Genomic DNA, 26,160 nt, shown 5'->3' with positions numbered 1-26,160 from the left:
TCTCGCTCCTGGAAAGGCACTGCGGATTCTTGGGGACTTCTGGCTTGCGGTTCAGTCCAGCGACTCGTAGGCCGCCGGGTTCTCCAGGATCGAATACCCCTGCCGCCAGTTCTGCATGGACACCTGCAGCGAGCGCAGGAACATCATGGCAAAGCCCGCCAGCGCCACCCAGTACACATAGGACTTGTTCCAGAACAGCGTGGTCATGGGCTCGTCGCCCACCAGCACGATGTAGCGGTAGGTCAGCCACATCGCATAGCCGAAGAAGGCCGTGCGCAGGATGTCGATCAGCGTGGACAGCAGCCGGCCAACGGGCTTGGGCAGATAGCGATACAGGAAGTCCACCTGGATGTGGCGGCAGGCGCGCACGCACATGGCCGAGCCCAGGAACACCACCCCGATCAGGCAGTACACCGCCAACTCTTCAGTCCAGGCGTAAGAGTCGTTCAGCACGTAGCGGGAGAAGAACTGCAGGAAGACCAGCAGCGCCATCGTCCAGAACATGGCCAGGCAGATCCAGTCTTCCGGCTGATAGCCGGCGAGGCTCACCTCGTGGTGGTCGGCCTCTTCGAAACTCTGGACGATCTCATCCACCGAGGCGGCTTGATGCGGGCCGGGCGGCTGCGCCGGCGCAGGGCTGACGGCCGCCATTGGCGCGGCCTTCGCGTTCAAATGCATGGAGTTCCCCTCGTCCCGGACCGGGTAAAAGACGGCGGGCCGCGGCAGCGGCCCGCCCGCGGCCTACTTCACGGCCTGGATCTTTTCCCAATCCGACTTTTCGTAGCCGTACTGCTTGAACGGCACTTTCTCCAGCACGGTGTTGCGGAAGTCGTCGATGTTGACCTCGGCCACCGTCAGCCCGCGCTTCTTGAACACCTCGACCATCTTCTTCTCGGTCTCGGCCACTTCCGCCGACGCCTTTTCCGAAGCCTGTTGCGCCACTTCGGCGAAGATCTTCTTGTCCTCGTCCGACAGGCTCTTCCAGAGCTTGCCGGAGATCACCGTGTTCAAGTGATCGACGATATGGGCGGTGAGGATGATGTTCTTCTGCACCTCGTAGAACTTCTTGGCCTCGATGGTGGTCAGCGGGTTTTCCTGCGCTTCCACCGTGCCGTTCTGCAAGGCCAGGTAGACCTCGGCGAACGCAATCGGGGCGGTGTTGGCGCCACAGGCACGGGGCATGGCCAGGTAGGCCGCCACGTCGGGCACGCGGATCTTCATGCCCTTCATTTCGGAGCATTTGGTGAAGGCGCGGTTGGAGGTCGTCTGCCGCGTGCCGTAGTAGGTGGTCGCGACGATGTGGTTGCCGCTCTTTTCGTCGTAGCCGCGCGTGAGCTCCTTGTAGATGTCGCTCTTGGTATAGGCGATCAGGTGCTCGGGGCTGCGGAAGATGTAGGGGTAGTAGGTCACCCCGATGCGCGGAAAACTCTTGGCGGCGAAACTGGACCCGGAAATGATCATGTCCACCGTGCCCAGGGTCAGGCCCTGGTTGATATCGTTTTCCTTGCCCAGCTGAGAGGCGGGATAGACATCGATGTGATAGCGGCCGTTGGTGCGCTTCTCGATTTCCTGGGCCGCCCACACCGACGAGGTATGGAAGGGTTCGGAGGTCTCGTACACATGCGCCCATTTCAGTTTGGTTTGCGCCAGCGCGCTGCTGCCGGCGGCGAGCGCGATGGCGGCAAACAGCACTTTGGTAGCGTTGCCTAGCTTCATGTTGTCTCCTCTCTCTGAGGTGGCGGATGCGGCGGATATTGTTTTGAGCCGACCCGCGTCATGTTTTACATATGGAGTTCACCTACAGGTTGCACCTTCGTACTGCGACTGCGATCCGCCGGCGGCGCCTGGCCGCCGGCGGGTTTTGCTATTCAGCGCGCAACGCGTCGGCCGCGCCCGGCCAACTGGCCGTCAGACGGTCGTACGAGCAGGAAAGATGTTCATGCATGGCGGCGCGCGCGCCCTGTTCGTCGCCTGCCGCGATGGCGTCGATGACGCGGCGGTGTTCGGTGATGGCGACGGCCCAGCTGTCCGGATTCTCGAAGTAGTCGCCCAGCTTCACCGACAGGGGGTTGTGGCGTTCGTCGAACAGTTCGCCCACCACCCGCACCAGCACGGCGTTGTTGGCCATTTCGGCCACGCGCAGATGGAACAGCCGGTCGCCGCGGATGGGCACGCTGCCGGCCCGCGCCTCGTCTTCCATGGCGCTCACGGCGTCGCGCAAGCCCTCGACCAGCTCGGGCAGCGGGTTGCGCGCGGCCTGGGCGGCCAGTTCGCCTTCGATGGTCCGGCGCGCGCGGATGGTCTCCAGCGGGCTTTCGGCGGTCAGGCTGGCGCGCGGGGCCCCGGCCAGGCTCTGCACGTACACACCCGACCCCATGCGGACTTCGACCCAGCCTTCGACTTCCAGGGCGATCAGCGCTTCGCGCACGGACGGGCGCGACACACCCAGCTTCAAGGCCAGGTCGCGCTCGGGAGGCAGGCGCGCGCCGGCGGAAAACTCGCCTGCCTCGATCAGCAAACGCAGCTGGTCGGCGATCTGGCGGTACAAGCGGCGCGGCTCGATGGTCTGGATCGGCATGGGAATACAGCGGGATGAAAGGGCAAAAACGGTAAAGTGGCCTTACCAATTGACCAGAATCCTGCGCCTGCTATCGTTGGGTCACAATTAGGGTTTGCCCATAGCCACGCGCCGTGTCACGCGGGCAACCCATATCTGTTAAAAAGCCGCCACACCCGGCTTTCTTCCGATTCCATGACCCACGACCCGCAACACTCGCCCTTTAAAAGCTCCGGCGGCGCGCGCCGCATCCTGAATGCGCTGCGCTACTCCTGGCAGGGTCTGAAGGCGGCGGTCAAATACGAGGCTGCCTTCCGGCAGGAACTGGCGCTGGCCGTGCTGATGATCCCGGCGGCGTTCTTCCTGGGCCGGACCACGGTCGAGGTCTTTTTCCTGGTCGGCACGGTGATCATGGTGCTGGCGGCGGAACTGCTGAATTCCGCCATCGAAGCGCTGGCCGACGCGCTGTCGGTCGAACGCCATCCCCTGCTGGGGCGGGCCAAGGACTTGGGCAGCGCGGCAGTGATGCTGCTGCTGATTTTTGCGGGAACGGTCTGGGTGGGCGTGGCCATCAGCCGCTACGTCATGCATTGACACGGGTTCGCATCCCATGGGGGATGCGACTCTATTTATACTGGGAGCCATGATGCCTAAATCGACGTCAGCCCCCTCTGAGCGCATCGTCATCGTTGGCGGCGGCGCAGGTGGCCTGGAATTGGCCGCCAAACTCGGCCGTATCCACGGCCGCCAACACATCACTTTGGTGGACAGCCGTCCCTTCCATATCTGGAAGCCTTCGCTGCATGAAGCGGCGGCGGGCACGCTGGACATCCACCAGGAAGGCCTTTCCTACCTGATGCTGGCCCACATGGACGGCTTTTCGTTCGCGCAGGGCCGCCTGGAAAGCGTCGACCGCGCACGCCGCCTGATCACGCTGGACGCCGTCAATGACGCTCGGGGCCAGGAAGTTCTGCCGCGCCGCGAACTCCCCTACGACACGCTGGTGCTGGCGCTGGGCAGCACGTCCAACTTCTTCAACACCCCCGGCGCGGCCGAGCATGCCGTCACGCTGGACACCACGGAAAATGCCGAGCAGTTCCGCCTGACCATGCTGAAAGCGATGGTGCAGGTGGACCTGGCCAAGGTGCGCGACCCTTCCGCCCGGCTGGATCTGGTGATCGTGGGCGGCGGCGCCACCGGCGTCGAACTGGCGGTGGAACTGACCGAAGCCAGCCACGTCGTCAGCGCCTACGGCCTGCCGAATTTCCGCGCCGAGCGCGACCTGGCCATCACGCTGGTCGAAGGCGCTCCGCGCATCCTGTCGGCGCTGCCCGAGAAAATCTCGATCGCGGCAACCAACCGGCTGACCGAGCTGGGCATCCGCGTGGAAACCTCCTGCCGGGTGTCCGAAGTCACCGCCAACACCGTCCGCACGGCCGATGGCCGCGAATTCCCCGCCCAGCTGTGCATGTGGGCGGCTGGCATCAAGGGCCCCGCCCTGCTGGCCGACCTGGACCTGCCGCTGAACAAACTGGGCCAGCTGGAAGTCAACGAGCGGCTGGAAACCGCCGATCCGCACATCCTGGCGCTGGGCGACTGCTGCTCGGTGCCTTGGCGCGACGGCCGCAGCGTGCCCGCGCGGGCCCAGGCCGCGCACCAGCAGGCCGGCTATCTGGAGAAGAAACTCACCGCCAGGCTGCGCCACCAGGCCGAGCCCGCCGGCCCCTACGTTTACCAGGACCACGGTTCGCTGGTGTCGCTGGGCCAGGACGCCGGGGTCGGCAGCCTGATGGGCAAGCTCGCCGGACGGGGACTGTTCGTAAGCGGTACACTGGCGCGCTTGATGTACATGAGCCTGCACCTGATGCACCACAAAGCGGTGCTGGGCACCTCACGCACCGCCTCCCTTGCCCTGGCCCGCCTGCTCATGCGGCGTACGCGCCCCCGGGTCAAACTGCACTGAACTCCCCATGAATTTCCTGCAAAAACTCGAACACGCCTGGACCACCAGCAACTCGCTCCTGCAAGTCGGGCTGGATCCCGACCCGCAGCGCTTCCCCCGCGAATTGCAGGACAAGCCTGACGCCATCTTCCAATTCTGCCGCGACATCGTCGACGCCACCGCGCCCTACGCCTGCAGCTTCAAGCCGCAGATCGCGTACTTCGCCGCCCATCGCGCCGAAGACCAGCTGGAAGCGCTGTGCCAGCACATCCGCGAAAAGCACCCGGACCTGCCCATCGTGCTGGACGCCAAGCGCGGCGACATCGGCTCCACGGCCGAGAACTACGCCCGCGAAGCCTACGAGCGCTACCAGGCGCACGCGCTCACGGTCAGCCCCTACATGGGCCTGGATTCGGTCGAGCCCTACCTGGCCTGGCGCGACCGCGGCGTGATCGTGCTGTGCCGCACGTCCAACCCCGGCGGTTCGGATCTGCAATTCCTGAAGATGGACAACGGCGAGCCGCTGTACCTGCACGTGGCGGGCCTGGTGGCCGACAAATGGAACGCCAATGGCCAGTGCGGCCTGGTGGTGGGCGCCACGTTCCCGAATGAACTGGCCGCCGTGCGCCAGCGCATCGGCGACGCGCTGCCCCTGCTGGTGCCGGGCATCGGCGCCCAGGGCGGCGACATCACCGCCACCGTGAACGCGGGCGCCAACGCCGCGCGCAGCGGCATGATGATCAATTCCTCGCGCGCCATCATCTACGCCAGCGGCGGCGATGACTGGCGCGAGGCCGCCGGCGCCGCCGCCCGCGGCCTGCGCGACGCGATCAACGCGGTGCGCTGACCGGAGCTCCCAGGAATTCCAGCAGGCCACGCAGCGCGTACTCCACCGCTGCGTGGCGCACCTGCGCACGGTCGCCCGGAAACACGTGCGTCACCGCGCGGCTGCTGATGCCGTCGCCCACCCGCTTGGCAAAGCCGAAGCACACCATGCCCACGGGCTTGCCCGGCGTGGCGCCGCCCGGGCCGGCGATGCCGGTGGTCGACACCGCCACCTGCGCGGCCGGCACCGCCAGCAGCACGCCGTTGGCCATTTCCAGCGCAATCGGCTCGCTGACCGCGCCAAAGTGATGCAGGGTGTCCGGCGACACCTCCAGCTCGGCCACCTTGGCCTCGTTGCTGTAGGTGACGAAGCCTCGATCGAACCAGTCGCTGGACCCCGCCACGGCGGTGACGGCCCCGGCCAGCAGGCCGCCCGTGCAGGATTCCGCGGTGCCCAGCATCCAGCCATGGCGCCGCATCGCGTCGCCCAGCTGTTCGGCCAGGCCAAGGATGGTCGCTTCCGTCAACTGTCCGGCCGACAGGTTGGACCGCGTGTTTTCTTGCTGATCGTTCATCCCAAGACTCCTGTGCGGGCCACCAGCGCCATCACCAGCAAGGCGTATCCGGCCGCCACGATATCGTCCCACATGACACCAAAGCCGCCCTTGACGTGGGCGTCGAAGAACTTGATGGGAGGCGGCTTGACGATGTCGAACGTGCGGAACAGCACGAACGCCAGCGCCTGCGCCACCCACCCGGCGGGTGTCAGCCACAGCACCAGCCAGAACGCCACCATCTCGTCCCAGACCATTCCGACATGATCCGACTGCTGGAGTTCACGGCCCACGCGATGGCAGGCCCAGCAACCGTACAGAAACGCCAGCGCCAGAAACACGCCGATGGCCAGGTCGGACGCGGCTGGCGCCGCCGCCACCCAGATGGCCCAGGCCAGGAGCGTGCCCCAGGTCCCCGAGGCCGGCCGGATCAGGCCGCTGCCGAACCCGAAGGCGATCAGGCGGCCCGGATCCCGGCAAACCCAGGACAGCGCGGGGTACACGGCCCGCGCGCGATCGCGCATGGAGGAAGAGCGATTATCGGTGGAAGACATGGGTTGCTGAGTCTGGATGGGACGGGAGGCGGTGGATCAGGTCGCGGGAAAGTGATCGAACCCCGCGGGCAGCTCCGCCAGCGGCTGGCCGCGCTCGTCCAGCACGGACAAGCCGGCCTGCGCGTGGACCTGGCCCACGCGGGTCGCGCGCGCGCCGGCGGCCTGGGCCGCCGCCATTACGGCATCGCGGCGGGACGCCGGCGCGGTAAAGCACAACTGGTAGACATCGCCGCCCCCCAGCAGGGCGCGGCGCAGCTGCGTGGCGTCCAGGCCCGCCAGGGCGGGCGCCATGGGCAGGTCGGCGAAATGCAGGCAGGCGCCCGCGCGGCTGGCGGCCAGGATGTGGCCCAGGTCCTGCAACAGGCCGTCGGAAAGGTCGATGGCCGCATGGGCGATGCCGCGCAGCGCCAGACCCAGCGCCACTTGCGGCTGCGGCCATTCCAGCGCGCCACGGGTGGCGGCCAGCAAGGACGCGTCGGCGGAGTATTGCCCGTCCAGCAGGCGGTAGGCCACGTCGGCCGCGCCCAATTCGCCGGAGACCCAGATGTCGTCGCCGGCTTGCGCGCCGTCGCGGCGCAGCGCCTGGCCCGGAGGAACCGAGCCGAACACCGTCACGCTGATCGCCAGGTCATGCGCGCTGCGGGTGGTGTCGCCGCCGATCAGCGGGCAGCCATGGGCCGCGGCCAGCGCGTGAAAACCTTCGGCGAAGGCCGCCAGCCAGGGCTCGTCCAGCCGCGGCAGCGCCAGGCCCAGCACGCAGCCTATCGGGCGCGCGCCCATGGCGGCCAGGTCCGACAGGTTGACGGCCAGGGCCTTGTGGCCCAGCGCTTTCGGATCGACGTCGGGAAAGAAATGGCGGCCTTCCAGCAGCAGGTCCGTGCTGGTGGCGACCTGCTCGCCGGGCGGGACGGGAAACAGGGCGCAATCATCCCCCACGCCCAACAGGCCGGCAGGTGCCGCCCGGGTGAAATAGCGCTCAATCAGATCAAATTCGGATGCCAAGGCGACTCCGCTGTCCGGCTCCCAGTGGTCGCCGTTGCACCTTCATGGGCGCTGCGCGGCCCAGATCGGGGCCGCGCGGATCCGGCTCCGCCGGTCCGCAGCGGCGCCCCCTTGAGGGGGGAGCGCGCAGCGCTTCGGGGGTGGGTCCTCTCTAACGCCGTTGCTGCGCCGCGGCCTGAACCTCGGTGGCGCGCACGTCGGCAGCCAGCTTGTCGAGCACGCCGTTGACGAACTTGAAGCCATCGGTGCCGCCAAACGACTTGGCAAGCTCGACGGCTTCGTTGATGGCAACCTTGTACGGCACTTCGACGTGATGAATCAGTTCGAAGCTGCCGATCAGCAGGATGCCATGTTCAACGGGCGACAGCTCGGCCAGCGGGCGGTCGACGTAAGGCGTGAAACGTTCGCGCAGCGCGGGCGCTTCGCGCAGGACGCCATGCAGCAAGGTCTTGAACCACTGCGCGTCGGCCTCGGAGAAATCCTCGGTGTCGCGCAGATGGGCGTCGATCTCGCCGGCATCCTGCGTGCCTTCGCCGCCGCGCAGCAGCCATGCGTACACGCCTTGCAGCGCGAATTCGCGCGCGCGGCGCCGGGCGCTGCGCGCGCTGGCGCGGGCTTGCGCCGCGCTATCAGCGCTGGTCGTCGTCTTCTTCGTCGTCAAAATCTTCGTCCTCGTCGTCTTCGTCGTCTTCGTCTTCTTCCTCGGGCTCCAGCGCCGCCACCAGGTTGGCCATTTCAACGGCCACCTGAGCGCAATCGCGGCCCTTGCCGGCGGCACGGGCTTGCGCCTGCTCGTCGGTGTCGACGGTCAGCACGCCGTTCGCGACGGGGACGCCGGTTTCCAGGGAGATGCGGGTGATTGCCGTGGCCGTTTCATTGCTGACCACTTCAAAGTGATAGGTTTCGCCGCGGATGACGGCGCCCAGCGCGATCAAGGCGTCGAATTCAAACGTTTCGGCCATGTGGGACAGGGCCACGCCCAGTTCCAGCGCGCCGGGAACGGTGGCGACCATCACGTCGCGTTCGTCCACGCCGAGCTCGGCCAGTTCCTTCAGGCACGCTTCGAGTTCGGCCTGGCCGATCTCTTCATTGAAGCGGGCGCGTACGATGCCGATGTGCAGCCCTTCGCCGTTCAGGTCGGGGGTAAGGATGTAAGGGTTCATGTGTCGGCCTTCAGTTTGTTGCGGGAGTATTCAGCGGGTCGCAATCGTAACCCGTAATGGTGAGCGAGAAGCCCGCCATGCTGGGCATCTTGCGCGGCCGGGCCAGCAGCTTCATCTGGCCCACGTTCAAGTCACGCAGAATCTGGGCGCCTATGCCGTAGGTGCGCAGGCCGAAACGGTCGGCGGCGGCGGTGGCCTGGGCCTTCGGGTCGCTCCAGCCGGCAATCTGGCCAAACAGGTGTTCGGTGGACGACTGGCAGTTCATCAGCACAAGCACGCCGGCCGGGGCGGCGGCAATGGCCTGCAAAGCCTGGGCCACGCCCCAGCTGTGCGGGCTTGCGCCGGTATCAAGCACGTCCAGCACGGACGCCGGCTCATGCACGCGCACCAGCGTCTCGGCGTCGGGAGTCACATTACCATGCACCAGCGCCAAATGGGCGGAGCCGGTGGCGGCGTCTTCATAGGCCACGGCCTCGAAGGTGCCCCAGGCCGTCTGCATGGGCCGCTTGCCCACGCGCTTGACGATGGATTCGTGTTCGCTGCGGTACTGGATCAGGTCGGCGATGGTGCCGATCTTCAGGTCGTGCTGGCGGGCGAATTCCACCAGGTCCGGCAAGCGGGCCATGGTGCCGTCGGGCTTGAGGATTTCGCAGATAACGGCGGCGGGCGTCAGGCCGGCCATGGCGGTCAGGTCGCAGCCGGCTTCGGTGTGGCCCGCGCGCACCAGCACGCCGCCGGGCACGGCGCGCACCGGGAAGATGTGGCCGGGCTGGACCAGGTCGGAGGGCTTGGCGTCGCGCGCCACCGCCACCTGGATGGTGCGGGCGCGGTCGGCGGCCGAAATGCCCGTTTCCACGCCTTCGGCGGCCTCGATGGACTGCGTGAAATTGGTGCCGTAGCGCGTGCCGTTGCGGGCGGCCATCAGCGGCAGGTCCAGCTGGCGGCAGCGGTCTTCGGTCAGGGTCAGGCACACCAGGCCGCGGCCGTGGGTGACCATGAAGTTGATGGCTTCGGGCGTGACGAATTCGGCGGCCATGACCAGGTCGCCTTCGTTTTCGCGGTCTTCTTCATCGACCAGGATGACGATGCGGCCGGCGCGCAGCTCGGCGATGATCTCGGCAACCGAAGCGATGCCGAAGGATTCCGGCTCGGAGCCGGGCAATGAGGACAACTGGACGGACATGGCGTGACACGTAAACCAGGCGGGAAAGCCCGGATTTTACCGCCCCTGGAGGCAGAACCCCTACCGGGCCCCGCCGGCCCCGTCCGGACGGGGGCATCCGGTTAAACTTTCGCCCGGAGATCCCCCTGAGAAAACCAAGGAAAAACCTCATGCAAGCCCTTGCGGCCATGCCTTTGAACGTCGCCGCGGCCGTCCGCGTCGTCCTGACCGACATCGACGACACGCTGACCACCGAAGGCCGCCTGCCGGCCGACGCGTACGCCGCGCTGGAACGCCTGGAACAGGCCGGCATCCAGGTCGTGCCTATCACCGGCCGCCCGGCCGGCTGGTGCGACCATATCGCCCGCATGTGGCCGGTGCGCGCCGTGGTCGGGGAAAACGGCGCGTTCTACTACGCCTATGACCGCCAGGCCCGCCGCATGACGACGCATTACTGGACCGACGCGGCTTCGCGCCAGGCCAGCCGCAAGCGGCTGGACGCCATCCGCGACCGCGTCCTGGCCGAAGTGCCGGGCAGCGCCGTCGCCAGCGACCAGGACTACCGCGTGGCCGACCTGGCCATCGACTTCTGCGAGGACGTGCCCGCCCTGCCCGACGCGGCCATCAGCAGGATCGTCCAGATTTTCCAGGACGCCGGCGCCCAGGCCAAGGTCAGCTCCATCCACGTCAACGGCTGGTTCGGCGACTACGACAAGCTCACCATGACCCGCACCATGTTCCAGCGCGAATTCGGCGCCGACGTGGCACAGGCGCTCGACAGCACGCTCTTCATCGGCGACTCCCCCAACGACGAGCCCATGTTCGCCTACTTCCCGATCTCGGTCGGCGTGGCCAACATCCAGGCCCAGTTGCACCGCCTGACGCACCGCCCCGCATTTGTCGCCGCCTTCCATGGTGGCGGGGGCTTTGTCGAAATGGCCGACCGGCTGCTCGCCGCCCGCGCCGACCGGCCGTCTTCCCAAGTTCAGCCGGCCTGAGGTCCGCACAACGTGGCTACTTCCAAGACCGCTGCCCCCGCCAATGACGGCCGCCGCAGCATCCAGTCCATCGAGGTGGGCGTGCCGCTGCTGGCCGCCCTGGTCGATGCCGGCAAGCCCCTTACCCTGCGCGACCTGGCCGCCGGCGCGGGCATGACATCCGCCAAGGCGCACCCCTATCTGGTCAGCTTCATCCGCGTGGGCCTGGTGCAGCAGGACGCCACCACGGGCCAGTACGAACTCGGCCCCTTCGCCCTGCAAATGGGGCTGGTCAGCCTGCAGCGCCTGGACCCGGTGCGAGTCGCCATGCCCGAGATCGCCAAGCTGCAGTCGGAAATCGGCCACACGCTGGGCATCGCGGTGCTGGGCTCGCATGGCCCCACCATGATTCACATGACCGAAGCCAGCTACCCGGTACACGTGAACATGCGGAAGGGCACGGTCATGTCCATGCTGCACACGGCCACCGGCCTGGTGTTCGCGGCGTGGCTGCCGCCCAAGGTCAGCGAGCACTACATTGCGCGCGAAGAAGGCGACACGGCGGTCATCGCCAGCGTGCCGCCCCCGCGCAAGGCGTCCCGCGCCAATATCGAAGCGCAGCTGGCGGATATCCGGGTCCACGGCATGGCGCGCGCCCTGGGCAATCCGCTGCCCGGCGTCGACGCACTGTCGGTGCCGGTGTTCGACAACACCGGCAGCATCGTCCTGGCCCTGACCAGCCTGGGGCCCACGGGCCTGTTCGACGTGTCCTGGGACGGTGCGATCGCGCGTCCGCTGCTGGCCTGCGCGCAGGAGATCTCCCGCAAGCTCGGGTATCGCGGCTGACCGAACTTCGCGCATAAACGAACATAAAGCGAACAAACCGAACAAAAGACGAAAAGAAAGGCAGGGACTTTCCCAGGTGTGCCGTCCCCGGTTGTATGTTTGAATTCAGTAAATATTCAATTCATACCTACAAGAGGAGACATACGATGCAAGCCTTGCGTCTACTGCAAGCGGCCACGCTGGCCGCGTTCGCTTTCGGAGCGTCCGCCGCCCAGGCCGCCGACACCTGCTCCAACCGCGGTGATCTGGACCAGATGTACTGCGACGCCAACAAGGACCTGGTGGCCGACGTGCCCGCGGACGCGTCCAAGCTCAAGACCCCCTCCACGCTGGTGTTCACCTACACCCCGGTGGAAGATCCGGCGGTCTACGAAGACATCTTCAAGCCCTTCACCAAGCACCTGTCCGAATGCACGGGCAAGCGCGTCGTGTTCTACCAGGTGCAAAGCAACGCCGCTGAAATCGAAGCCATGCGCTCGGGCCGGCTGCACGTGGGCGGTTTCTCGACCGGCCCCACCGCGTTCGCCGTGAACATCGCGGGCGCCGTGCCGTTCGCGGTCAAGGGCTACGCCGACGGTTTCCAGGGCTACAACCTGATCGTCATCGTCAAGAAAGACAGCCCCTACCAGAAGCTGACCGACCTGAAGGGCAAGAAGCTCGCGCATACCGCGCCTTCCTCGAACTCGGGCCACATGGCGCCCGTCGCGCTGTTTCCCAAGGAAGGCCTGACGCCCGACAAGGACTACAAGGTGATCTTCTCGGGCAAGCACGACCAGTCCGTGATGGGCGTGAACTCCGGCGACTACGACGCCGCCGCCGTGGCCTCCGACGTGTTCAAGCGCATGGTCGAACGCGGCCAGGTCAAGGAAGCCGATTTCCGCGTGATCTACCGAAGCGAGAAATTCCCCACCTCGTCGTTCGCCTACGCGCATGACCTGGAGCCGAAGTTCCGCGACCAGATGCTCAAGTGCTTCTACGACTACCGCTTCCCCGCGGAAATGTCGAAGGCCTTCGACGGCGCCGACCGCTTCTACCCGGTGACCTACGAGAAGGACTGGGCCATCGTCCGCCAGGTCGCCGAATCCGGCGGCGAGAGCTTCAACCGCGCCGCCTACGACCGCGAATCCGCCAAGAGCAAGAAGTAATCCAGCATGACGACGTCGCTACGCATTTCCGGCCTGGTCAAGGAATACCGGGCCGGCCGGCCGGTTCTCAATGGCATCGACCTGCACATCGCCGGCCAGGGGCTTACCGCCATCATCGGGCCTTCGGGCACCGGCAAAAGCACGCTCCTGCGCTGCATCAACCGCCTGATCGAACCCACCAAGGGCGAGATCGTGCTGCAGTCGCAGGACGGCACCGTGGACCTGGCCCGCGTGCGCGGCGCGTCGCTGCGCCGTGCGCGCCGGCGCATCGGCATGGTGTTCCAGGAATACAACCTGGTCGAACGCCTGACGGTGATGGAAAACCTGCTGACCGGACGGTTGGGCTACACCTCCGCCGTCAAGGCCTGGATGCGGCGCTTCGAGGCCGAGGATATCGAGCACGCCTACAAGCTGCTGGATACCGTCGGCCTGGCGGGTTTTGCCGACCAGCGCGCCGATGCGCTGTCCGGCGGCCAGCGCCAGCGCGTGGGCATTGCCCGCGCGCTGATGCAGCGCCCGCAGCTGCTGCTGGCCGATGAGCCCACTTCCTCGCTGGATCCGAAGACCTCCGTGGAGATCATGGAACTGCTGTCCGCGCAGGGCAGCGCCACGGGCATCCCCGTCATCGTGAACATCCACGACGTCGAGCTGGCCCGCCGCTACGCCACCCGCATCGTCGGCATGTCGGGCGGGCACGTGGTCTATGACGGCGACGGCCATGGCCTGGACGCGACCATGCTCAAGACCATCTACGGAGGCGAGTCTTGGCTGGAATGATGCAAACCCGGGGCAACAACCGCCCCTTCGCCATGTCCGGGCGCGCCAAGGCGGGCCTGCTGCTGCTGGTGATCTATACCATCTACGCGGGCGCGCAGCTGGACTTCAGCTGGGCGCGCTTTGAAACCGGCATGGGCCACGCCTCCACGTTTCTCGCGCGCATGTTCCCGCCCAATTTCGAGAAGCCCGCCACCCTGTGGAAGGGCATCGCCGAAAGCCTGGAGATCGCGGTGCTGGCTTCGGTGCTGGGCATCATCCTTGCCCTGCCCGTCGGCCTGCTCGGCGCCCGCAACATGATGCCCGCCTGGGTCTCCTGGCCGGCGCGGTCGCTCGTCGCGCTGTGCCGCGCGCTGCACCCGGTCATCGTCGCCATCCTGTTCGTCAAGGCCGTGGGCTTTGGCGCGCTGGCCGGCATCCTGGCGCTGACCGTCGCGTCCATCGGCTTCATCGGCAAGCTCTTTACCGAAGCCATCGAGGAAATCTCGCTGAAGCAGGTAGAGGCGGTCCGGGCCACCGGCGCGTCCTTCGCCAATGTGATCGTGTTCGGCGTGCTGCCGCAGGTGTTTGCGCGCTTCATCGGCTTCGCAACCTATCAGTTCGACTCCAACCTGCGCAATTCCACCATGGTGGGCATCGTGGGCGCGGGCGGCGTGGGCGGCACGCTGTTCTCGGCCTTCCAGCGCTTCGATTACGACTTTGTCAGCGCCATCCTGCTGACCCTGATCGCCATCATCATGCTGGGCGAGATCATTGCGGGCTTCGTGCGGGCGGTCTTCCTGGACAACCTGGGCTTTGACCGCATCCTGCAAAGCCGCTTCACCGGGGCGCGCGGCATCGGCGCCAGCAAGCCGACGGCGGCGCGCAAGGCGGAGGTGGACGAATGAACGCCCATGTCTCCCCCCTGAACCCCGCAGGCCAGCCGCGCGTGTGGCAGCGCTACAGCATGGGCCAGCGCCTGCTGCGCTTTGCGCTCTACCTGCTGGTGGTGGCCGCCATCGCGCAGGCGATCCGCGGCGTGGAGGTCATACCGGAATTCCTGTATGACGCCCCCGAGCAGATGGCCGACCTGTTCCGCCGCATGTGGCCGATCGACTGGGCCTATTACCCGGACGGCGTGCACAACGCGCTGATCGAAACGCTGCACATCGCCACGCTGGGAACCATCCTGTCCGTGGTGATGGCCGTGCCCGTGGGCCTGCTGGCGGCCAACAACCTCACGCCCAGCAAGACGATCAACATGCTGGCCCGCCTGATCCTGGTGTCCAGCCGTTCGGTCAACTCGCTGGTATGGGCCCTGCTGTTCATCGCCATCTTCGGCCCCGGGGCGCTGGCCGGCACGCTGGCCATCGCGTTCCGCTCCATCGGCTTTGTCGGCAAGCTCGTCGGCGAAGCCATCGAGGAAGCGCAGCGCGGCCCCATCGAAGCCGTCACGGCCACCGGCGCCAGCAAGGCCTCCGTCATCTGGTATGCCTACTGGCCGCAGATCCGCCCGGCATTCTGGTCCATCGTGCTGCTGCGCTGGGACATCAATGTGCGCGAATCGGCCGTGCTCGGCCTGGTTGGCGCCGGCGGCATCGGCATGGCGCTGGACACGGCGCTGAACCTGTTCCAGTGGGACCGCGTGGCGCTGGTGCTGGCCGCCATCTTCGTGGTGGTCGTGCTGGCCGAAGTGATCATCACCCAGGCGCGCAAACGCATTCTGTAGTTCGCGTCCCCGTTTTACGCTTGTCGGTTTCCCCTGACCAGCGCTCCTTGGCGCCGCCCCGAAAAGGGCGGCGTTTTTTCTTTGGGCCGCTCGCAGTCCCCTGCGCCGGCCCCGGCAGCCGGCACGCGCAGCGTGCTGGGTTCTTGTTGCTGCAGCGCAAACGCGTCTATGCTCAATATGAACAAAATATGAACCGTCATCAAATCGCGCCCCCTCGTTGATTAAGATCTCGGCTTTTGCCGTTGGACACCCACCGCCATGTCGGAACAGGAATTGAAACTGCACGTGCCCACGGCTTCGCGCCAGGCCGTGCTTCGAGAAATCAAGCAACGCGAAGCCACGCGCATCCGCTTGCATGCCATGTATTTCGACACGCCCGATCGCGAATTGGCGCGGGCGCGCATCGCCATCCGGCTGCGCCAGGAAGGTCGCGACTGGGTGCAGACACTCAAGATGCCCGGCATCAATGCCATCACCCGCATCGAAATGAACCACCCGCGCCCGGGTCCGGTGCTGGACCTGTCCGTGTACGCCGGCACCGAAGTCGAAGCCGCGCTGGCGGCCGTCAAGGGCGAGCTGGGCCTGCGCTATGAAACCGACGTGCAACGCCTGTTGCGCAAGGTCCGCACGCGCTACGGCACCGTGGAACTGGCCTACGACACCGGCATCCTGCGCGCAGGCGCGCTGGAGCTGCCCATCTCCGAACTGGAATTCGAACTGGTGTCGGGCCGCCCCGCCGCCATCTTCGCCACCGCGCGGGGCTGGCAGCAACGCCACTCCCTGGTGCTGGATCCACGCAGCAAGTCCGAACGCGGCGACGCGCTGGCCCAGCTGGCGCAACGCCTGGCCGACGTGGACGCAAACCCGGGCGACGACCTGGAAGCGCGGCGGGCCCAGGCCATCGCGCAGTTCTGGGCGCCGCGCGGCGCGGCCTCGGTCAAGCTGCGCGACGACATGACGGCGTCGCAGGCCATGGGCCGCATCGCGGCGGAATGCCTGGACCAGATCTGCCGCAACGCCTCGGTGCTTGCCGAAGTCGACACCGAAGGCGTCTACCGCGCCGGCAATTCCGAACACGTGCATCAGTTGCGCGTGGGCGTGCGCCGGCTGCGCTCGGCCTGGAAACTCTTTGAAGGCTGGATCGCTCCGGTTCCGGACTCCCTGCTGCAAGGCGTGCGCACGCACTTCGCCGCCTTCGGCGCCAATCGCGACCAGGACGTCCTGAATGAAACCGTTGCGCCCGCGCTGATCCGCGCGGGCATGCCTGTCATTCCCATGGAAGCCGCGCCGCCCGAACAGGACGCCCAGACCATAGCCGGCGGCAAGTCCTTCCAGGCCTGGCTGCTGGAACTGCTGGAATGGACCCTGGAAGTGCCTCCGGTCCAGCCTGGCGCGGAAAGCCAGACGATCGCCAACGGCACGCCCAGCGACGCCGCGCCCGAACCCGCCATCCGGCTCGAAGGCGGCGTGGCGGGCCCCAGCGTGAAGCCCACCATCATTCCCATGGTGGCGCCGGAACCCGACCCGCAGCGCCTGCACAAGCAGCTGTCGCGACGCCTGCATCGCTGGCACAGCAAGGTGGCCGACCAGGGCACGCAATTCGCCACGCTGGACATCCCCACCCGGCACGAACTGCGCAAGCGCGGCAAGCGGCTGCGCTACAGCCTGGCGTTTGCGGAATCGCTGCTGCCCGCGAGCAAGCTGCGAAGCTATCGCAAGCTGCTTTCCAAGGTGCAGGACGTGCTGGGCGAAATCAACGACCTCGCGGTGACCAAGGACTACTACCAGTCGTGTACGGCCACGCACCCGCAGGCCTGGTTCGCGCTGGGCTGGATCAGCGCCCGCCTGGAAGAGCTGGCCGTGGAGGCGCAGAAGGCGTTCGACGATCTGGCCCGCAGCAAGCCCTTCTGGAAGTAATGCCCGCGGGCCAGGCGCAACGCAAGCTTGCGCCGGCCGCGCAAACGACCGCGGGACGGGGCTTGCGCTCCGTCCCGCGATGACAAGCCTGCGTGCAAGGTCTCAGTCGGCCAGCAGGGCCGCCGCGAATTCGTCCGCCACGAACGGCTGCAGGTCCTCCAGGCTTTCGCCCACGCCGATCCAGTACACCGGGATCGGACGTACGCCCTGACTGCCTGCGGCCACGGCGGCCAGCGTGCCGCCCTTGGCGGTGCCGTCCAGCTTGGTCACGACCAGGCCGGTCAGGTTGATGGCGGCATCAAAAGCGCGGATCTGCGCCAGCGCGTTCTGGCCGGTATTGCCGTCCACCACCAGCAGCACCTCGTGCGGCGCGGTGGCATCCGCCTTGCCGATGACGCGGCGGATCTTCTTCAGTTCTTCCATCAGGTGCAGCTGCGTGGGCAGGCGGCCGGCGGTGTCCACCATGACCACGCCCATGCCGCGCGCGCGGCCCGCGTTGACGGCGTCAAACGCCACGGCTGCCGGGTCGCCGCCATCCTGGGAGATCACGCTGACGTTGTTGCGGCTGCCCCATTCCACCAGCTGCTCGCGTGCGGCCGCGCGGAAGGTGTCGCCCGCGGCCAGCAATACGCTGGCGCCCTGTCGCTGGAAGGTATGCGCCAGCTTGCCGATGGACGTGGTCTTGCCGGCGCCGTTCACGCCGGCGATCATGACGACCAGGGGTTGGGTGCGTTTCAAGTCGAACGCGCGTTCCAGCGGGCGCAGGTGATCGGCCAGCAATTGGCGCAGGGCCGCCTTCACCTTGGCCGGGTCTTCGATGCGATCCTTCTTGACCCGCGCGCGCAGCGCGGTCAGCAGCTTCTCGGTGGCCTCCAGGCCCGCATCGGCCATAATAAGGGCCGATTCGAGCTCCTCGAACAGGTTCTCGTCGACCTTGACGCCGACGAAGATGCCGCCAATGCTCTGGCCCGTTCGCGACAGGCCCTGCTTCAGGCGGGACAGCCAGGAGGCCTTCTTCGGCGCTTCGGCCGGCGCCGGCTCCAGGGCGGGTGCAGGTGCGGGTGCTGGCGTCGCGACCACGGCAGGCGCCGGAACGGAGGCTGCGGTCAGGGGGGCGGGAGCCGGAACAGGGGCGGGCTCCGGTTCGCGGACCGGTTCGACATCCGGCGCTGCCGGTGCAATCGGTGCGGGTGCGGGTGCGGGTGCGGGTGCGGGTGCGGTTGCGGGTTCCGGAACCGGACTCGGGGCCGGCGCGGCGACCTGCGGTGCGACAGGCGGGGCCACGGGCGCCGGAACCGGCGCAAACGGCGCTTGCCGGAGCTCGGGCGCAGGCGCCGGGATGACCGGCGCAACGGCGGGCTCCACGGGCGCGACGGCGGCGTCAACGACCTCCGGCGGCGGCGCGGGCTGGGCCGGCGCGGCGGGCGGAGGGGATTTTTTCTTGAAGAAGCGGCTAAACATGGGTAACAAGTATATTCGTATCGTCGGGGGCCAATACAGACGCACCCCCATCGCCGTTCCCGACGTGGAGACGCTGCGCCCCACGCCCGACCGGGTTCGCGAGACACTCTTCAACTGGCTCAATCACCTGTGGGATGGCAATTTCGCCGACAAGCAGGTGCTGGATCTGTTCGCCGGCAGCGGCGCCCTGGGATTCGAGGCAGCCTCGCGCGGCGTGGCGCATGTGCAGATGGTCGAGCGGGACAGGACTGCCGCGTCCGCGCTGCGGACACTGCGCGACAAGCTCAAAGCCGACATGATACGCATCCATGTGGGCGACGCGATGCAGGTGGCCGAACGCATGGACGCATCCCGATTCGACCTGATCATGCTGGACCCGCCCTTCGGACAGGGTTGGCTGCCGCGGCTTTGGCCGATTCTGCCGGGCATTTTGACCGATCATGGGCTAGTCTACGTAGAGGCGGAAACCGCCATCGAAGCGCCCGAAGGATTCCAGATCTTGCGGCAGGACAAGGCAGGCGCGGTCCACTACCATCTGCTGGAATTTGCTGCATTGCGGAAATAGATCAATAATCCGGGCTTCGGAGGATGGTGTACACCACTAATAACGGTACGGAGCTCGCATGATCATCGCTGTATATCCCGGCACTTTCGACCCGCTGACCAGGGGCCACGAAGACCTGGTTCGCCGTGCAGCCACGCTTTTCGACAAAGTCGTGGTGGGGATCGCCCTTAGCCGCAACAAAAAGCCTTTCTTCAGCATCGACGAGCGCGTGGAAATCGCGCGCGAAGTGCTGGGTCACTATCCCAACGTGGAAGTGCAAAGCTTTGGCGGCCTGCTGAAGGACTTCGTCCGCGACCAGGGCGGCCGCGTCATCGTGCGTGGCTTGCGCGCGGTGTCCGACTTTGAATACGAATTCCAGATGGCCGGCATGAACCGCCATCTGCTGCCTGACGTCGAGACCCTGTTCATGACGCCGTCGGACCAGTACCAGTTCATCTCGGGCACCATCGTGCGCGAAATCGCCCAGCTGGGCGGCGACGTGAGCAAGTTCGTGTTCCCGTCCGTCGAACGCTGGCTCCAGGAAAAAGCCAAGGAACGCCGCGAGCAATCCTGGCCGGGCTGAAGCGCCCGTCCGCACCATCCTCGAAGGGCGCGCTCAGCGCCCTTCTTGCGCTTTCCGGGCGGCGCGCGCCCCCGGCGCTACAATGACAGCGCCCCCGGCTTTATCCGTTGCCCCATCATGGCCCTGACCATCACCGAAGAATGCATCAATTGCGACGTCTGCGAGCCCCAGTGCCCGAACGACGCGATCTCCATGGGTGAGGACTACTACGTCATCGATCCCGACCGCTGCACGGAATGCGTCGGACATCACGATGAGCCCCAATGCAAGGTGGTCTGTCCGGTGGAGTGCATCGAACTGCATCCGCAATGGAACGAAGGCCAGGAACAGCTCATGGCCAAGTACCGCCGCCTGACCGGTGCCGCATGAGCGACACGGCCCAGTCCAGCATCGAACTTCCCCCCTCCCCCCGCCAAGCCCGCCGCGACATCTCCGCGTCGGCGATCGCCGCGGGCCTGGTCGCCGTCCTGGTCAGCTTTGGCGGCACCGCCGTGCTCATGGTGCAAGCGGGCCACGCCGCCGGCCTGGACGCCGCGCGCATCGGCTCCTGGATCGGTTCGCTCAGCCTGGTGCTGGGCGTGGGCGGCGCGTTCTACAGCCTGCGCACCGGCCTGCCCATCGTCATGGCCTGGTCCACGCCGGGGGCCGCCCTGCTGGTCACGGCGCTGGCCGGCGTGCCCTTCAACGAAGCCATCGGCGCCTTTGTGCTGGCAGCCGCGCTGACCCTGGCCTGCGGCCTGTTCGGCTGGATCGATCCGATCCTGCGCCGGATTCCCGGCGAGATCGCCGCCGCCATGCTGGCTGGCGTGCTGCTCAATTTCGGCATGGGCATCTTCACCCACATCGGCAAGCAGCCCGCGCTGGTGCTGACCATGTGCGCCGCCTATCTGCTATGCCGCCGCTGGGCGCCGCGCTACGCGGTGCTGGTGGTGATGGCCGTGGCCGTCGCCATGGCGGCCGGGCTGGGCCTGATGCAGGTGGAGCAGCTGGACTGGCGCCTGACCGAATTCGTCTGGACCACGCCCGCCTTCAGCGCGCAGGCGGCGGTCAGCCTGGGCATCCCATTGTTCGTCGTGGCCATGGCGTCGCAGAACCTGCCCGGCCTCGCCATCCTGCAAGCCGCGGGCTACCGCCCCCCGGCTTCGCGCCTGGTCGCCGCCACGGGCTTCCTGGGCCTCCTGGCGGCCCCCTTCGGCGCGCACAGCGTCACCATGGGCGCGATCAGCGCAGCCATCTGCACCGGCCCCGAGGCGCATGCCGATCCGGGCAAGCGCTACATCGCCGCCGCCACCTACGGAATCGGCTACTTCGCGCTCAGCATCGTCGCGGGCGCCGTCGCGGTCTTCTTCCAGGCGCTGCCCGCCGCCTTGCTCGCCGCGCTGGCGGGCCTGGCGCTCCTGGGCACCATCATGGGCGGCATGGCGGCCGCGATGGCCAACCCGCAACGGCGCGAAGCGGCGCTCATCACGCTGCTGGCGACTGCGTCGGGATTCAGTTTCTGGGGTATCGGATCGGCCTTCTGGGGCCTGGCGGCGGGCCTGCTGGCCCACGCCGCGTTCGAATACAAGCGGAACCGCGCCGGCGCCTGACAAAGCCGGGCCGGCTCAAGCCCCCGCGCGCGCTCAGGCGGGCCAGGCGGCCACGGGCGTTTCGGGGTGCACCTTCATGATGCGGCAAGGCACCTGCACGAAATTGGAGATCCAGGCCGCGGCCAGCTCTCCTTCGTCGATCACGTCGATGACCTGTTCGCCCACTTTCATGCTGTAGCGCACGCTGTCGTCGTCTTCGATGACGTCCAGCGGAATATCCATGCGCAGCATGCCCGGCGCCTTCAGCACCAGGTAGCCCAGGCGCAGCTCGACGGATACGTCCGCAAGCCGGGGGCAGAGTTCGCGGTTGAGCCATTGCCCGGAGTCATTGGCGATCAGCCATTGCCGGTGATAGCCCGCGGCATTGGGTTGTGGCGTGAGGCCGCATTCCGCGATGGGCTGGAACTGGTCTGTGCTCATTTGCCCAGCAATCCCTTCAAGGCCTTGTCCACGGCGGCGCCGTTCTTGCCCTTGCCGGAGACGGCTTCGCGCAGCTTGTTCTCCAGGCTGCGCTTGAGGATGCCGCCGATGGCATCCTTCCAGAGCACCGTATAGGTGGGCTTCTCGAACGGGCCCTTGACGTGGACGGGGATGGTCACGTCCTTCAGGTCGATCAGTTCCTTGCCTTCGGGGTTGGCGGCCGGATTGACGACGCGCGCGCGCGCCACCAGATCCAGCTCGCTCTTGACGAAGTCAATGATGGCCGGCTCGCCCTGCGTCACGCGCAGCAGGGGCGACACGAAATTCAGGCGCTTCACGGTGGCCACGCCCTTCGCGAAGGCGAGGTCCGCGTCCATCTCGGAGAATTCCGTCTGCTTGCTGGTATCGGCGGGCACGGTCTGGTTCTGCGATTCCGGCGAGAAGGCGGCCTTCAGATCGCGCAGCGTCTGCGTCAGGTCGATGCCCTTGACCGCGCCATCGCGCAGGCGCAATTGCAGGGTACCGCCCAGGCCGCTCTTCATGGCATAGACATTGGCGCCGGCGGTCTTCAGGTCCAGCGCCAGGCTGCCCGTGCCGCTCAGCACATTCTGATGCGCCAGGTCGACCAGCAAGGGCTCGATCGCAATGCCGGCCAGCGATATCTTGGTGGCCAGCTGGTTGCCCTGCGCGGCATCCACGGACAAGGCCCCCGCCAGCTTGCCGCCGTAGAGGCCCGCCGTCAGGCTGGAGATTTCCAGCTTGCCCTTGTCCAGCTTCACCGCGGCGGCGACTTCGTCGGCCTTCAGGCCACGCACCACCAGCTTGCCTACCTTCAGCGTACCGTTGACGCTGGGACCGACCAGCGCCGACAGGTTGATCGAATCGTCGGCCGGCGCGGCCGGCGCGGGCTGCGCCGGCTTGCTCTCGTCTTTCTTGCCTTCGGCCGGCGGCTTGGCCGGCGCGGCCGCCACGGGCGGCACCAGCTTGTCCAGGTCCAGCGTATCCACGGCCAGCGCGAAATTGACCAGCGGCGAACCGGAGAGCTTGGTGATGTCGGCGCTCAGGTCGAACTTGCCGCCTTCCAGCACGGCATTGATCTTGCTGGTGGCCTGATCCTTCAGCAGATCCACCGACAGACTGCCGATGACGGGAATCTGCAGGCTGCCCTTGGGCAGGCCCGGATCGGTGATGTTCACGTCGCCGCGCAAGGCCGACAGGCCGCCGCTGCGCTGCAGGAGGTTCAAGCTCAGGGGCGAGGCGAAGTTCAGCTTCACCACGCGTTCGCCGTTCTTGGACGTGCTGTCCAGCTTGGCTTCCTTGATGTCGAGTTCACCGGCATTGCCGCTGATGCCGTTCAGGCCGAAGCTGGCATCCAGGCCGCTGATGCGCACGCGGCCGGTGAGCGCTTCACCGGTGGCCGAGGCGGGAGAGATATTGAGCGCCGGGGCATCCACGGCAAATTCGAACGGACCGTCGGCCACGCCGCCCTTGGCGCGCACGGCAAGCTTCTCGATCTGCAACTGGCTCTTGTGCGGATCGATCGCCAGCTTGGGGATCGCCACGCTGGCGTCCACATTGGTGGCGCGGGCGGCGGGATCGGTGATGTCTCCCTGGAACACCACTTCCAGGCCGGCCACGTCCAGCGACGACTTCCGGCCGTTGAAGGCCAGGTTGCCGCGCACCGCCAGGCTCTTGGCCTCGGCGCCGGGCAGCTTGCCGTCCATGCGCAGATCCAGCTTCTGCGCGGCGTAGCGCTTGGCGGAAGGGTCCAGCGTCAGCAGGGCCTGGCCGGTCAGGTTGGCGTCGACGCGCGGATCGCCGCCTTCGACACGGGCGGTGAGCCGCACGTCGAACGGCTGGTTGAACGTGACGCGGCCGGTGTTGGCGTTGATCCGGGTAACGGCCACCGCCATGCCCGTGATGGCATCCTGCAACTGCACTTCGCCGTCCTTCAGGTCCAGGCCGGCGATGTCGATCTGCATGTTGTTGCGCGACGACGGCATGGTGCCGCTGGTGATGGCCTGTGCCGCGGTTTGCGCCGCGCCCACCAGAGCCTCGGCGGGATTGGACGGCGCCTCGGTGACCGGCTGCGTGCCGCCCACGAGGTTGCTGAAATTGAACTGGCCCTGCTTGTCCCGCACCACGCGGGCCTTCAGGCCGCTGATGGCGACGTGGTCCACCACGAAGCTGTTGGACAGCAGCGGCCAAACGGCCACCGCCAGACGGGTGCTTTCGATGGATGCGAAGGTGTCCGTGCTATTGGGCTCGGACAGCGACACCCCCTGCACCGACAGGCCGATCCGCGGGAAGAGCGAAAGCTCGATCTCGCCGTCGATCGTAAGCGTGCGGTGATAGCGTTCCTGGACAAGCTCTTCCAGCTTGTACTTGTACGCGTTGGGGTCGAATGTCAGCAAGAAGATGGCCAGGCCAACGACGGCCACGACAACCAACACAACCAGGCCTATCAAAATGCGCTTGAACCACGTTTTCATTGCTGCCCCGTCGGTACCTCGACTGGAAATCATTGATGCCGTCCGCCGCGCCTGGCGCGGGGATGGTGCGTTGCCGGCGGAAAACCGCCATGCCTATTGAAGCTGTCTGCCTTTCAGGGCGAGTCCTCGCACCTGCCGCGCCCGCGGCAATGGCTACAAGGGGAGGATTTACCGAGGAAGGCCTGCTGAAGACGCTGGTATGCCAGCGTGCAGATACCCCTATCGTAACAAATCGGGCCGCACAGCGGAAACGCCGCGCCAGCGGGAATGCCGAAGCTGACGGCTTTCTGTCTGCGGGATTGTAGGACTAGAATGATTGATCCATCAATCATTGATATATCCAACAATGCCCGCCCCCACTCCCGCCACGCCGCACTCGCCCGGCCAGGTGCTTCCTTTCCGGCAGACCCTGCTTGCCATGCTGGGCATGTGCTTCGTCATGATGATGGTCGCCATCGACCAGACGGTGGTGGGCACGGCGCTTCCGACCATTGTGGCGGAACTCAGGGGCTTCGAACTGTATGCATGGGTAGCGACGTCTTACTTGCTGACCTCCGTCATCACGGTGCCGATCTTCGGCCGGCTGGGCGATTACTACGGGCGCAAACCGTTCGTGGTGGCGGCCATCGTGCTGTTCACCCTGGCCTCGGCGCTGTGCGGCGCGGCCGACACCATGCTCGAACTGGTGTTGGCGCGGGCGCTGCAGGGCATCGGCGGCGGGATGCTGGTGGGCACCGCCTTCGCGTCCATCCCCGACCTGTTCCCCGACCCCCATGTGCGGCTGCGCTGGCAGGTCATGCTCAGTTCCGCCTTCGGCATCGCCAACGCAGTGGGCCCGACGCTGGGCGGCGCGCTGACCGAACACTACGGCTGGCGCACGGTGTTCTACGTCAACCTGCCGATCGGCATCCTGGGCCTCTGGTTCGTGGCGCGCTACCTGCCGCATCTGCGCAACCACACCCCGGGCAAGGTGCGGCTGGACTGGCAGGGCGCGCTGCTCATCGCCCTGGGGCTGGGCGGTCTGCAGCTGCTGGTGGAACTGCTGCCCAAGGAAGGCTTCACCCCGCCCATCGTCCTCCTGGGCGCGGGCAGCATCGCCGCCTTCGCCGCGCTGATCTGGTGGGAAAAGCGCTGCCCGCATCCGCTGCTGCCGCTGGACATGTTCCGCAATCGGGGCCTGGCCACGCTTTTCACGCTGGCCCTGCTGGTGGGCGTGACGATGTATTCGCTGCTGTTCTACGCGCCGCTGCTGCTGCAAGGCGGTTTCGGCCTGTCGCCCCAGGACGCGGGCCTGCTGATCACTCCCATGGTCGTATTCATCACGGTGGGCAGCATCGTCAACGGGCGCATCATCACCCGCATCCGCAATCCCAACCGCATGCTCTACGCGGGCTTCATCCTGATGGCGCTCTCGTGCCTGGGAATTGTTACCACCCATAGCTATACGTCACATGCGCTGATCGCCGCATACATGCTGATGGCCGGCCTGGGCATGGGATTCATCATGCCCAACCTGACGGTCTTCGCGCAGCAGACCGCAGGACGGAGCCACCTGGGCATCGCCACCGCGCTGCTGCAGTCCTTGCGCATGATCGGCGGCATGCTGGGCACGGCCGTCGTCGGCACCATGGTCAGCCACAGCTACTTCAGCGGCATGGAATCCACGCTGCGGGGCGCGTCCGCGCAATGGCTGCCGGAGCTGAACGACCCGCAAATGCTGGTCAATCCGGTGGCGCAGACCGAGTTCCTGGCACAATTGGCGCATCAGGGCCAGGATGGAACATCGCTGATCGAGATCGCGCGGGTCGCGCTCGTGGGCGCCATCCATGAAGGGCAGCTCATCGCCCTGGCCGTCGCCATCTTCGCAATCTGGTGCGTGCGGCGCGTGCCCCTGGTGCAATTGGTCCGGCCTTCCAAGCCGGAACCCGCTGGCGTCGGAGAGTAG

27 protein-coding genes are annotated in these 26,160 nt (G+C 66.7%); 15 read left to right on the top strand and 12 right to left on the bottom strand.

Annotation, left to right across the window (positions count from 1 at the left end; translation table 11 throughout):
• Positions 1-51: 51 nt before the first annotated feature.
• The 3 genes from HLG70_RS26270 to HLG70_RS26260 all read right to left on the bottom strand — a co-directional run bounded on the left by HLG70_RS26270 (position 52) and on the right by HLG70_RS26260 (position 2,578).
• Positions 52-678, bottom strand: coding sequence for a TRAP transporter small permease (locus tag HLG70_RS26270; RefSeq protein WP_171664896.1), 627 nt, complete (start codon positions 676-678; stop codon positions 52-54).
• Positions 679-741: 63 nt separating this feature from the next.
• The gene (locus HLG70_RS26265; protein ID WP_171664895.1) at positions 742-1,716 is read right to left on the bottom strand and encodes a sialic acid TRAP transporter substrate-binding protein SiaP; all 975 of its coding nucleotides are present in this window, start codon (positions 1,714-1,716) and stop codon (positions 742-744) included.
• Between the two features lie 148 nt (positions 1,717-1,864).
• A complete protein-coding gene (locus tag HLG70_RS26260; protein ID WP_171664894.1) occupies positions 1,865-2,578 on the bottom strand; it encodes a FadR/GntR family transcriptional regulator in 714 nt (237 codons plus the stop codon).
• Between the two features lie 174 nt (positions 2,579-2,752).
• Between HLG70_RS26260 and HLG70_RS26255 the strand changes: the two genes are divergently transcribed.
• The 3 genes from HLG70_RS26255 to pyrF are packed head-to-tail and all read left to right on the top strand — an operon-like array spanning position 2,753 to position 5,346.
• Entirely contained in the window at positions 2,753-3,151 is a 399-nt protein-coding gene (locus HLG70_RS26255; protein WP_171664893.1) for a diacylglycerol kinase, read from the top strand.
• 49 nt (positions 3,152-3,200) lie between these two features.
• The gene (locus HLG70_RS26250; protein ID WP_171664892.1) at positions 3,201-4,520 is read left to right on the top strand and encodes an NAD(P)/FAD-dependent oxidoreductase; all 1,320 of its coding nucleotides are present in this window, start codon (positions 3,201-3,203) and stop codon (positions 4,518-4,520) included.
• A gap of 7 nt (positions 4,521-4,527) precedes the next feature.
• The gene (gene pyrF, locus HLG70_RS26245; protein ID WP_171664891.1) at positions 4,528-5,346 is read left to right on the top strand and encodes an orotidine-5'-phosphate decarboxylase; all 819 of its coding nucleotides are present in this window, start codon (positions 4,528-4,530) and stop codon (positions 5,344-5,346) included.
• Here the strand turns inward: pyrF and HLG70_RS26240 are convergent.
• The 6 genes from HLG70_RS26240 to ribBA form a co-directional block, all read right to left on the bottom strand.
• Positions 5,330-5,899, bottom strand: coding sequence for a CinA family protein (locus HLG70_RS26240; protein WP_171664890.1), 570 nt, complete (start codon positions 5,897-5,899; stop codon positions 5,330-5,332). The two genes, pyrF and HLG70_RS26240, sit on opposite strands and share 17 nt — an antisense overlap.
• On the bottom strand, positions 5,896-6,402 hold the full coding sequence (locus HLG70_RS26235; protein ID WP_171665130.1) for a phosphatidylglycerophosphatase A family protein: 507 nt from the start codon (positions 6,400-6,402) through the stop codon (positions 5,896-5,898). The genes HLG70_RS26240 and HLG70_RS26235 overlap by 4 nt, the downstream gene beginning before the upstream one ends.
• A gap of 66 nt (positions 6,403-6,468) precedes the next feature.
• Positions 6,469-7,434 (bottom strand): thiamine-phosphate kinase, encoded by a 966-nt coding sequence (gene thiL, locus HLG70_RS26230; RefSeq protein WP_171664889.1) that lies wholly within the window; start codon positions 7,432-7,434, stop codon positions 6,469-6,471.
• A gap of 151 nt (positions 7,435-7,585) precedes the next feature.
• Complete coding sequence (gene nusB, locus HLG70_RS26225; RefSeq protein ID WP_171664888.1) at positions 7,586-8,095, bottom strand: transcription antitermination factor NusB; 510 nt, start codon at positions 8,093-8,095, stop codon at positions 7,586-7,588.
• Positions 8,064-8,597, bottom strand: a complete 534-nt coding sequence (ribH, locus tag HLG70_RS26220; protein ID WP_171664887.1) for a 6,7-dimethyl-8-ribityllumazine synthase — start codon at positions 8,595-8,597, stop codon at positions 8,064-8,066. Before ribH ends, nusB begins: the two co-directional genes overlap by 32 nt.
• Before the next feature lie 10 nt (positions 8,598-8,607).
• The gene (gene ribBA, locus HLG70_RS26215) at positions 8,608-9,780 is read right to left on the bottom strand and encodes a bifunctional 3,4-dihydroxy-2-butanone-4-phosphate synthase/GTP cyclohydrolase II (protein ID WP_171664886.1); all 1,173 of its coding nucleotides are present in this window, start codon (positions 9,778-9,780) and stop codon (positions 8,608-8,610) included.
• Positions 9,781-9,929: 149 nt separating this feature from the next.
• On the opposite strand from ribBA, the gene HLG70_RS26210 reads away from it, so the two are divergent.
• From HLG70_RS26210 to HLG70_RS26180, 7 genes are all read left to right on the top strand, one after another.
• Positions 9,930-10,757 carry an HAD-IIB family hydrolase gene (locus tag HLG70_RS26210; protein WP_171664885.1) on the top strand — a complete coding sequence of 276 codons (828 nt, stop codon included), beginning with the start codon at positions 9,930-9,932 and terminating at the stop codon, positions 10,755-10,757.
• A 12-nt stretch (positions 10,758-10,769) separates the two neighbouring features.
• Positions 10,770-11,582: an IclR family transcriptional regulator gene (locus tag HLG70_RS26205; RefSeq protein ID WP_171664884.1), complete on the top strand. Its 813-nt coding sequence runs from the start codon at positions 10,770-10,772 to the stop codon at positions 11,580-11,582.
• Between the two features lie 146 nt (positions 11,583-11,728).
• Entirely contained in the window at positions 11,729-12,727 is a 999-nt protein-coding gene (phnD, locus tag HLG70_RS26200) for a phosphate/phosphite/phosphonate ABC transporter substrate-binding protein (RefSeq protein ID WP_171664883.1), read from the top strand.
• Between the two features lie 6 nt (positions 12,728-12,733).
• A complete protein-coding gene (phnC, locus tag HLG70_RS26195; protein WP_171664882.1) occupies positions 12,734-13,504 on the top strand; it encodes a phosphonate ABC transporter ATP-binding protein in 771 nt (256 codons plus the stop codon).
• Positions 13,501-14,388: a phosphonate ABC transporter, permease protein PhnE gene (gene phnE / locus HLG70_RS26190; RefSeq protein WP_171664881.1), complete on the top strand. Its 888-nt coding sequence runs from the start codon at positions 13,501-13,503 to the stop codon at positions 14,386-14,388. The genes phnC and phnE (HLG70_RS26190) overlap by 4 nt, the downstream gene beginning before the upstream one ends.
• On the top strand, positions 14,385-15,209 hold the full coding sequence (phnE, locus tag HLG70_RS26185) for a phosphonate ABC transporter, permease protein PhnE (RefSeq protein ID WP_171664880.1): 825 nt from the start codon (positions 14,385-14,387) through the stop codon (positions 15,207-15,209). The genes phnE (HLG70_RS26190) and phnE (HLG70_RS26185) overlap by 4 nt, the downstream gene beginning before the upstream one ends.
• Before the next feature lie 258 nt (positions 15,210-15,467).
• Positions 15,468-17,126: a CYTH and CHAD domain-containing protein gene (locus HLG70_RS26180; protein ID WP_171664879.1), complete on the top strand. Its 1,659-nt coding sequence runs from the start codon at positions 15,468-15,470 to the stop codon at positions 17,124-17,126.
• 102 nt (positions 17,127-17,228) lie between these two features.
• Here the strand turns inward: HLG70_RS26180 and ftsY are convergent, their stop codons facing one another.
• Positions 17,229-18,587 (bottom strand): signal recognition particle-docking protein FtsY, encoded by a 1,359-nt coding sequence (gene ftsY, locus HLG70_RS26175; protein ID WP_171664878.1) that lies wholly within the window; start codon positions 18,585-18,587, stop codon positions 17,229-17,231.
• On the opposite strand from ftsY, the gene rsmD reads away from it, so the two are divergent.
• The 4 genes from rsmD (at position 18,586) to HLG70_RS26155 (ending at position 21,303) form a co-directional block, all read left to right on the top strand.
• Positions 18,586-19,152 carry a 16S rRNA (guanine(966)-N(2))-methyltransferase RsmD gene (gene rsmD, locus HLG70_RS26170; protein ID WP_171664877.1) on the top strand — a complete coding sequence of 189 codons (567 nt, stop codon included), beginning with the start codon at positions 18,586-18,588 and terminating at the stop codon, positions 19,150-19,152. The two genes, ftsY and rsmD, sit on opposite strands and share 2 nt — an antisense overlap.
• Positions 19,153-19,210: 58 nt before the next feature.
• Positions 19,211-19,714, top strand: coding sequence for a pantetheine-phosphate adenylyltransferase (gene coaD, locus HLG70_RS26165; protein ID WP_006227601.1), 504 nt, complete (start codon positions 19,211-19,213; stop codon positions 19,712-19,714).
• Between the two features lie 117 nt (positions 19,715-19,831).
• The gene (locus HLG70_RS26160) at positions 19,832-20,083 is read left to right on the top strand and encodes a YfhL family 4Fe-4S dicluster ferredoxin (protein ID WP_006391351.1); all 252 of its coding nucleotides are present in this window, start codon (positions 19,832-19,834) and stop codon (positions 20,081-20,083) included.
• Positions 20,080-21,303 carry a benzoate/H(+) symporter BenE family transporter gene (locus tag HLG70_RS26155; protein ID WP_171664876.1) on the top strand — a complete coding sequence of 408 codons (1,224 nt, stop codon included), beginning with the start codon at positions 20,080-20,082 and terminating at the stop codon, positions 21,301-21,303. The genes HLG70_RS26160 and HLG70_RS26155 overlap by 4 nt, the downstream gene beginning before the upstream one ends.
• A gap of 33 nt (positions 21,304-21,336) precedes the next feature.
• On the opposite strand, the gene HLG70_RS26150 is transcribed toward HLG70_RS26155, so the two are convergent.
• Together HLG70_RS26150 and HLG70_RS26145 are read right to left on the bottom strand one after the other, a co-directional pair.
• A complete protein-coding gene (locus HLG70_RS26150) occupies positions 21,337-21,723 on the bottom strand; it encodes an MOSC N-terminal beta barrel domain-containing protein (protein ID WP_171664875.1) in 387 nt (128 codons plus the stop codon).
• Complete coding sequence (locus HLG70_RS26145) at positions 21,720-24,215, bottom strand: AsmA family protein (protein ID WP_171664874.1); 2,496 nt, start codon at positions 24,213-24,215, stop codon at positions 21,720-21,722. Before HLG70_RS26145 ends, HLG70_RS26150 begins: the two co-directional genes overlap by 4 nt.
• 346 nt (positions 24,216-24,561) lie before the next feature.
• Here HLG70_RS26145 and HLG70_RS26140 point away from each other — a divergent pair, with 346 nt between their 5' ends.
• The gene (locus HLG70_RS26140) at positions 24,562-26,160 is read left to right on the top strand and encodes an MDR family MFS transporter (RefSeq protein ID WP_171664873.1); all 1,599 of its coding nucleotides are present in this window, start codon (positions 24,562-24,564) and stop codon (positions 26,158-26,160) included.

It is taken from the genome of Achromobacter deleyi, assembly GCF_013116765.2.
In the GTDB taxonomy this organism is placed as follows: domain Bacteria; phylum Pseudomonadota; class Gammaproteobacteria; order Burkholderiales; family Burkholderiaceae_B; genus Achromobacter; species Achromobacter deleyi_A.
The sequence above is the reverse complement of the archived record's forward strand: the minus strand, read 5'-3'. Positions and strand labels throughout refer to the sequence as shown.